The following is an 8,007-nucleotide window of genomic DNA, read 5'->3' on the forward strand; positions in this document are numbered from 1 at the left end:
ACCCGCTTCACAGGGCCGGGCAGTTCGGCCACAGGAGACAAGTTCATGCCCTCATTCCCGCTTCGTGCCGGCGCTTCGCGTCGTCGTCTCGCCATCGCCGCCGCAGCACTGGTGGCCGGCGCCACCCTCCTCGCACCTGCCGGCGCTCTTGCGCAGGCCCCGTATCCGTCGCGGCCGATCCGGCTGATCGTGCCGTTCCCGGCCGGCGGCGGCACCGACCTGATTGCGCGTGAAGTTGCCAACAAGGTCGCCACCAGCAACGGCTGGTCGATCGTCATCGACAACAAGCCCGGCTCGGGCGGCAACCTCGGGGTCGATGCGGCCGCCAAGGCAGCGCCCGACGGCTACACGCTGGTGCTCGGCCAGACCAGCAACCTGGCGATCAATCCCACGCTCTACGCCAGGCTGCCCTACAACCCCGAGAAGGATCTGACGCCGATCGGCCTCGTGGCCAGCGCGCCGCTGGTGCTGGTGGTGGCGGCCGACTCGCCGTACAAGACATTGGCCGACGTGGTGGCCGCGGCCAAGGCCAGGCCCGATGCGCTCAACTACGCGAGCTCGGGCAGCGGCACGGTGGCGCACCTGGCGACCGAGCTCTTCCAGAAGACCGCCGACGTCAGGTTCACGCACGTGCCCTACAAGGGCGCCGCGCAGGGATCGACCGACCTGATCGGCGGCCAGGTCCAGATGTACATGTCCTCGGTGCCGACGCTGATCGGGCACATCAAGAGCGGCAAGATGCGCCCGATCGTCGTCACCTCGCGCAAGCGCACCGCCGACCTTCCCGGTGCGCCAACGGTGGACGAGTCGGGCTACAAGGGCTTCGAGGCCGCGACATGGTTCGGCGTTGCGGGTCCGGCCGGCCTGCCGAAGGACGTGGTGGCCAAGCTCAACGCGGCGTTCAACAAGGCGCTGCAGGACCCCGAGGTCAAGCGCAAGCTCGCAAGCCAGGGCGCCGAGGTGAAGGGCAGCACGCCGGAGGAGTTCGGCGCCTACATCCGCGAAGAAATGGTGCGCTGGGGCAAGGTCGTCAAGGACTCGGGCGCCAAGGTCGATTGAGGCGCACGCCGCACTGAACCTCCCCTCTTCATTCCTCCAAGAGAAACCATGTCCTCCAACCCTCCCGACATCATCCGCAATTTCGAGCGCGTGCCCGCGCACGTCGTGGCGCAGGCCGCCGAACTGCAGCCCGCCATCCTGGCCGACGTGGCCGGCCGCCGAGGCGCGATGCATGGCCGCATCAAGGCGCTGCGCCCACGCATGAAGCTGGCCGGCCCCGCCTTCACGGTGGAAGTGCGGCCCGGCGACAACCTCATGATCCACGCCGCCATCGCAATGGCCAGGCCCGGCGACGTGCTGGTGATCGACGGCAAGGGCGACCAAGGCTCGGCGCTCATGGGCACCATCATGATGACGGCCTGCCAGAAGCTCGGCATCGCGGGCGTGGTGATGGACGGCGCCTGCCGCGACAGCCTCGAGATCGACGAGATGGACTACCCCGTGTTCTGCGTGGGCACCAACCCGAACGGCCCGACCAAGAACATCGCCGGGCGCATCGGCCATCCCGTCTCGGTCGGCGACGTCACGGTGCGCGCGGGCGACTTCGTGATTGCCGACGGCGACGGCGTGGTGGTGGTCGAGCGCGAGAAGATCGAGGCGCTGCTGCCCGCGGCGGCCCGCAAGGTCAGCGACGAGGCCGCACGCATTGCCGCCATCAAGGAAGGCGACACCGCGGCCAAGTGGCTGAACAGCGCACTGCGCACGGCCGGCGTGCTCAAGGAAGGAGAGACCCTGTGAGCACCATCGTGGTGACCGGCGCCGACCTGGCGCCGCAGGCCATCGCGCTGCTCGAGGGCCACGAGATCGTCTACGCCGGCAAGACGCCGACCGAAGACGACCTGGTGGCGCTGTGCCGCGCGCACGACCCCGTGGCCATCATCGTGCGCTACGGCAAGGTCGGCGCCGCGGTGATGGATGCGGCGCCCTCGCTGCGCGTGATCTCCAAGCACGGCAGCGGCACCGACACCATCGACAAGGCCGCGGCCCGGGCGCGCGGCATCGAGGTCGTCGCGGCGGCCGGTGCGAATGCCGCTGCGGTGGCCGAGCAGGCACTGGCCCTGCTGCTGGCCTGCGCCAAGTCGGTCGTGGCGCTGGACGCGCGCATGCACGCCGGCCACTGGGACAAGGCCACGCACAAGAGCCTCGAGCTCGGCGGCCGCACCATCGGGCTGATCGGCCTGGGTGCGATCGGACTGCGCTTTGCCCGCATGGCCGATGCGCTGGGCATGCGCGTGATCGGCTTCGATCCCTATGCCGCGAATCTTCCGCCCCATGTGACGCCGGTCGACCTGCCGGCGATCTGGCGCGAGTCGGATGCGATCTCGCTGCACTGCCCGCTGACGGAAGACAACCGCGGCATGGTCAACGCCGGCACGCTGGCGCGGTGCAAGCGCGGCGTGATCCTGGTGAACACCGCGCGCGGCGGCCTCGTCGACGAGGCGGCGCTGCTGGCCGCGGTGCGCTCGGGCCAGGTCGGCATGGCGGGCCTGGACAGCTTCGCGGTCGAGCCCATGGCCGCCGGCCACCCGTTCCAGGGCGAGGAGAACTTCGTGCTGAGCCCGCACATCGGCGGCGTGACCGGCGATGCCTATGTGAACATGGGCGTCGGCGCGGCGAAGAACGTGCTGCAGGTGCTCGCACGGCAGCCGGTCGCCACGGCCTGAACCGGAGGGCGCGGGCCGCCCCTCGCGCGAAAACGTCACGCCCCTTCGTCGAAACGTCGAGAACACTGCCGCCTTCGCCGTTCTGCTCTCTACCGCCTGCCAGCCTTCGCTTCTACATTTTCTCTACGGAGCTGTGGCTCTTTTCTGGAGAAACAAAATGTCGAAGCTGCAAGTCAAGAATGTTCTGGTGCTGGGTGCGGGCAAGGTGGGCAGCACGGTGGCGGACATGATCGCCGAATACCACCGCATCCCGGTGACGCTGGCCGACCAGCGCGCCGGCACGCCGTCCAATGATCCGCTGGTGCGGCAGATCACGCTGAACGTGGAGGACGAAGCGGCGCTGGCCGGCGAACTGGCCGCGCACACGGTGGTCATCAACGCGCTGCCGTTCTTCCTGGCCGCGCGCGTGGCCACGCAGGCGGCGCGGCTGGGCGTGCACTACTTCGACCTCACGGAGGACGTGGCGGCCACGCATGCGATCCGCCAGCTTTCCGACGAAGCCACGTCGGTGCTGATGCCGCAAAGCGGCCTCGCGCCCGGCGTGATTGGCATGCTCGGCGGGCACCTGGCGGGGCACTTCGACGAGCTCTACGATCTGCGCCTTCGCGTCGGCGCGCTCACGCGCAATGCCACCAACAGCCTGCGCTACAACTTCACCTGGAGCATCGACGGCGTCATCAACGAGTACTGCAACGCCTGCGATGCGATCGTGAACGGCCAGCTCGTGTCGGTGCAGGCGCTGGAGGGCCATGAGACCTTCACGCTCGACGCCGAGGCCTTCGAGGCCTTCAATACATCCGGCGGCCTGGGCACGCTGTGCGAGACGCTGCGCGGCAAGGTGCGCAACCTCGACTACAAGACCATCCGCTATCCGGGCCACCGCGATGCGATGAACTTCCTCTTGCACGACCTGCGCCTGATCGAGCGCCGCGACCTGCTGCGCCAGGTGCTCGAGCACGCGGTGCCGCACAGCCGCGAAGACGTGGTGATCGTGTTCGCGTCGGCCTCGGGCATGCGCGGCGGCCGCTTCGAGCAGGAAACCCGCCTGGGCCGCGTGTTCGGCGCCAGGCTTCGCGGCAAGGACCGCACCGCCATCGAGCTCACCACGGCGGCCGGCGTGGTCGGCGTGTTCGAGCTGCTGCAGCAAGGCAAGCTGCCCCGCGCCGGCTTTGTCGGGCAGGAGCAGGCGCCGCTCGAGGCCTTTCTCTCGACGCGCGTGGGCCACTACTACCAGGGGCTTGGCGTGAGCGCCTCCAGCCCTTCGCAGCAGAAGCTCGCCGAAGCCTGAGCCTGAGTGCTTCGCGCAAGCCGCGGCCGGGGAGCGCAAGGCCCCGGCCCGCCCCTGTCTCTCTTTCTTCTTTTTCAATCCGGACTGGAGTTTTGCCATGCGTGGTGCAGACGTGCTCGTGCAGATGTTGATCAACTACGGTGTCGACGTACTTTTCGGTGTGCCCGGCGACACCAACGTGCCGTTCTACGAGGCGCTGCAGCGCCGCCACGGCGACATCGAGCACGTCATGGCCCGCGACGAACGCTCGGCCGGCTACATGGCCGACGCCTATGCGCGGCTGACCGACAGGCCCGGCATCTTCGAATGCCCCTCGGGCGCCGGCGCGATGTACTCGCTGCCGCCGCTGGCGGAATCGAATGCTTCCTCGGTGCCGGTCATCCTGCTGACCATCGACCTGCCGCTGCCCGGCGAAGGCCGCGGCATGATCACCGAGCTCGACTGCGCCAGGCCACCTGCAGATCCCGGAAGACATGCTGCTGGCGGAGATCGACCCCGACGCCATCTCGCTGCACGCCGAGCCCGAATGCAGGACCTTCCCGGCCTTTCCGATGGCGCCAGCGCCCGGCAAGGTGGGCGAGCTTTTCGCGCTGCTGCGGAAGGCCTCGAAGCCGCTCTTCGTCGCGGGCGGCGGCGTGAACCGCTCCTGCGCCGGCAGCGCGCTCACCGAGGTGGCCGCGAAGCTCAACGTGCCCGTGGTCAACACGATCACCGGCCAGGGCGCGCTGCCCGACGATCACCGCCTGGCCATCGGCGTCATCGGCGACAACGGCTTTCATCCGCATGCCAACCGCGCGCTCGAGGAATCGGACCTGGTGATCTTCGTCGGCTCGCGCATGGGCTCCGTCGTCACCGTGGGCTGGACCTTCCCCAAGTCGACGCTCAACAAGCGCGTGGTGCAGATCGACATCAACCCCGAGCGCCTTGCCAACAACTACGAGAACCTGCTGTCGATCGCCGCGGATGCGCAGCTGGTGTTGAAGCAGATCCTGAACGAGGCGCCCGTCGATTTCGATGGCTCGAAGCACACGCCCTGGATCGACCATCTCAACACTTACCGGGCGAACTTCTGGGACCATGCCGAAGGCGTGCTCTCGCTGAGTGACGTGCCGCTGCGGCCCGAGCGCGTGGTGCGCGAATTCGGCAAGCAGCTCGAGAAGTACGGCCAGGCCGTGCACATTCTTTCGGATGCCGGCACACCCACGCCCTACATGACGCGCTTCCTGCGCATCGGGGACCGCCGCACGCGCTTCGTCATTCCGCGTGCCTTCGGCGGCCTGGGCTCGGCGATTCCCGCGGTGGTCGGCGCCTGGTATGCCGACAAGACCCGCCGGCCGATCGGCATGTTCGGCGACGGCTCTTTCAACATGGCCGTCGGCGAGCTCGAGACGCTGGTTCGCAAGAAGGTGCCGGCGCTGCTGATGCTGTTCAACAACGGCTGCTTCGGCTGGATCAAGGGGCTGCACCGGCTCAAGGGCCACGACGAATGCTTTGGCGTGGACTTCCTGCCGCCGCGCGGCCAGGCCATTGCCGAGGCCTTCGACATCAAGGCCTGGACGGCCGCCACGCCCGGCGAACTGGTGCAGGCGCTCGATGAAGCCTTCGCGTATGACGGCCCCTGCCTCATCGACATCCACATCGAATCGCTGGCGGACCGCGTGCCGCCCGTGTATTCATGGCTGGCAAAAAAGAAGCTCGATCCGCTGGCGCTGGCGCCGGAAGACGTGGCCTATCTGTAGACCCGATCGCGGCGCCGGCGGTTCGCGATAGACTTTTCGGCGAATGAACCGATTGGCCTGAATGAAGAACACTGTTGCCGTGCTCGGCGCCGGCATCGTCGGCGTGTCGTGTGCCCTCGAGCTCCAGCGGCGGGGTTTCGACGTGACGGTCTTCGACCGCACCGCCCCGGGCCGTGAAACCTCCTACGGCAATGCCGGCGTGATCGCCCGCAGCTCGCTGATGCCGTTCAACCATCCGGGGTTGTGGTCCTCGCTTCCCAGACTGCTGAAGAACAGCTCCGCGGGCTTTCGCTACAACCCGCTTTTCCTCGCGAAGAACCTGCCATGGGCGCTGAAGTTCCTGGCCAACGCGCGCGCGGCGGTCTTTCATGAAACGACCGCGGCGCTCGATGCACTGATCCGGCTTTCGACGCAGGAGCACCTGCGGCTGCTGGGCGGAGCGGGCGCGGCGCACCGCCTGCGCACGAACGGGTGGCTCTTTCTCTACCGCAGCGAGGAAGGCTTTCTCGGCGGCCAGCGCTCGCGGGACACTTTCAAGAAATTCGGCATTGCAACGCAGCTGCTCGATGCGCGAGAGCTCGCGCAGCTCGAGCCGCACCTGAAGCCGCTGTTCCCGCGCGCGCTGTGGATCCAGGACACGGCGTCGGTGGACAGCCCTGGCCAGGTGGTCGAGGCCTATGCCAGGCTTTTCACCGCGCGCGGAGGCCGCATCCGGCAGGCATCGATCGGCGGCCTGCGCCGATCGGATGCAGGCGATGCCTGGCAGCTCAGCGAAGACGGCGGCACGCTCCACGAGGCCTCGCGCGTCGTGCTCGCGCTGGGGCCGTGGAGCCGGGAGTTCGCGAAGAAGGCCTTGGGTCTGTCGGTGCCGATGGCGTACGAGCGCGGCTACCACATGCACTACGGGGCCGCCGGCGGCGCCTCGCTCGGGCGGCCGGTCTACGACACCGGCGGCGGCTATGTGCTGTCGCCGATGGAACAAGGCCTGCGCCTGTCCACCGGCGTGCAATTGACCGATCGCGAGGCGCCCCGGAATCTCGCGCAGCTCGACCTGGCGGAGCGCGCGGCGCGCGAGGCGTTTCCGCTCGAGGAGCGCCTTGACAAGGAAGCCTGGCTCGGCAGCCGCCCCACGCTGCCGGACAGCCGCCCGGTGATCGGCGAATGCCCGGGCCGCCCAGGCCTTTGGCTCGCCTTCGGCCATCAGCACATCGGCTTCAACACCGCTCCCGGAACGGCCGCGCTCCTGGGCGCAATGATGGCCGGCGAAGCCTGCGCCTTCGATCCCGCGCCGTTCCGGCCTTCACGCTTCCTGGGCTGAAGCCGCGCGGGGTGCACCGATCTGGCACCCGGGGCGTGCCCATGGTGCGACCCGGACATTCGAGCGCCGTCTGACGGAATCGGTCGTTTCGCATGCCCAGGATGACGGTATGACGAAAACTTCGCGCGATCCTGACGAAGTGCCGCATTGCTCGTGACTATCATGGCTCCTAGACTTCATTCGCGAGTCGAAGCCTTCCTTCTTATTCAAATGGCGAGCTTTTTGCTTGGAGACCCCATGACTACAAAACGAGCGATCCTTCGCACCCTCCTCGCGCTGACGAGCGCATGCACCCTCACCCTCAGCGTCGCCCAGGAGCCGGAAAGCTCGATGACCCGCGTCCAACGGACCAAGGTCCTGCGGGTGGGCGCGATCGCCGGGGCCATTCCGTACTTCAGCAAGGACCTGGTCTCGGGCAAGTGGGAAGGCTTCGGGCCCGACTTCTCCGAGAGCCTGGCGAAGAAGTTCGGCGCCAAGGTCGAGTATGTGGAAACCACCTGGGGCAACGCGGTGCTCGACCTGCAGTCGAACAAGATCGATGCGATGTTCGGCATGGCGCCGACGCCGGCGCGCAAGGAGGTCGTGAACTTCTCCGACACCCTGTTCGACAACACCTACACCGCCGTGTGCAAGAAGGGGTTCCCGACCAAGACCTGGGAGCAGCTGAACGCGCCGGAGAACAAGATCGTGGTCGACGTGGGCTCCAGCCACGACCAGCTCGCCACGCGCATCCTGCCGAAGGCCGACGTCCAGCGGCTGGAGAACTCGGGCTCCGCAACGCTCGCGCTGCAGGCCGGCCGCGCCGACTGCCAGATCCTGGTGATCCTGCTGGCGCAGCCGCTGCTGGCCAAGCGCGCCAACGTGGGCGTGATGCAGATCCCCACGCCGATCTACACCGCACCCGTGAGCATCGGCCTGCGCAAGGAAGCCGATCCGGCC

General features: G+C 68.0%; 7 protein-coding genes and 1 pseudogene. All 8 read left to right on the forward strand.

Going from position 1 to position 8,007, the window contains the following annotated elements; all coding sequences use genetic code 11:
• Window positions 1–45 precede the first annotated feature (45 nt).
• Window positions 46–1,059, forward strand: a complete 1,014-nt coding sequence (locus AC1DOC_RS20925) for a tripartite tricarboxylate transporter substrate binding protein (RefSeq protein WP_015865637.1) — start codon at window positions 46–48, stop codon at window positions 1,057–1,059.
• 48 nt (window positions 1,060–1,107) lie between these two features.
• A complete protein-coding gene (locus tag AC1DOC_RS20930; RefSeq protein ID WP_015865638.1) occupies window positions 1,108–1,797 on the forward strand; it encodes an RraA family protein in 690 nt (229 codons plus the stop codon).
• A complete protein-coding gene (locus AC1DOC_RS20935; protein WP_015865639.1) occupies window positions 1,794–2,723 on the forward strand; it encodes an NAD(P)-dependent oxidoreductase in 930 nt (309 codons plus the stop codon). The genes AC1DOC_RS20930 and AC1DOC_RS20935 overlap by 4 nt, the downstream gene beginning before the upstream one ends.
• A 157-nt stretch (window positions 2,724–2,880) precedes the next feature.
• Complete coding sequence (locus AC1DOC_RS20940) at window positions 2,881–4,011, forward strand: saccharopine dehydrogenase C-terminal domain-containing protein (RefSeq protein ID WP_015865640.1); 1,131 nt, start codon at window positions 2,881–2,883, stop codon at window positions 4,009–4,011.
• Window positions 4,012–4,135: 124 nt separating this feature from the next.
• Window positions 4,136–4,393, forward strand: a pseudogene (locus AC1DOC_RS20945) (thiamine pyrophosphate-binding protein); the annotation flags it as partial.
• A gap of 91 nt (window positions 4,394–4,484) precedes the next feature.
• Window positions 4,485–5,750 carry a thiamine pyrophosphate-binding protein gene (locus AC1DOC_RS20950; RefSeq protein WP_478130412.1) on the forward strand — a complete coding sequence of 422 codons (1,266 nt, stop codon included), beginning with the start codon at window positions 4,485–4,487 and terminating at the stop codon, window positions 5,748–5,750.
• A gap of 61 nt (window positions 5,751–5,811) precedes the next feature.
• On the forward strand, window positions 5,812–7,068 hold the full coding sequence (locus AC1DOC_RS20955; protein WP_015865642.1) for an FAD-dependent oxidoreductase: 1,257 nt from the start codon (window positions 5,812–5,814) through the stop codon (window positions 7,066–7,068).
• Between the two features lie 330 nt (window positions 7,069–7,398).
• A partial coding sequence (locus tag AC1DOC_RS20960) for a transporter substrate-binding domain-containing protein (RefSeq protein ID WP_478130413.1) occupies window positions 7,399–8,007 on the forward strand: 609 nt, incomplete at its 3' end.

The sequence above is a fragment of the Variovorax sp. 01T439_2 genome, assembly GCF_056398445.1.

Excerpts from the sequence above, each read along its gene's own strand:
- AC1DOC_RS20950 (WP_478130412.1), top strand. The coding sequence starts at position 4,485 with ATGCTGCTGGCGGAGATCGACCCCGACGCCATCTCGCTGCACGCCGAG.
- AC1DOC_RS20925 (WP_015865637.1), top strand. The coding sequence starts at position 46 with ATGCCCTCATTCCCGCTTCGTGCCGGCGCTTCGCGTCGTCGTCTCGCC.
- AC1DOC_RS20930 (WP_015865638.1), top strand. The coding sequence starts at position 1,108 with ATGTCCTCCAACCCTCCCGACATCATCCGCAATTTCGAGCGCGTGCCC.
- AC1DOC_RS20940 (WP_015865640.1), top strand. The coding sequence starts at position 2,881 with ATGTCGAAGCTGCAAGTCAAGAATGTTCTGGTGCTGGGTGCGGGCAAG.
- AC1DOC_RS20955 (WP_015865642.1), top strand. The coding sequence starts at position 5,812 with ATGAAGAACACTGTTGCCGTGCTCGGCGCCGGCATCGTCGGCGTGTCG.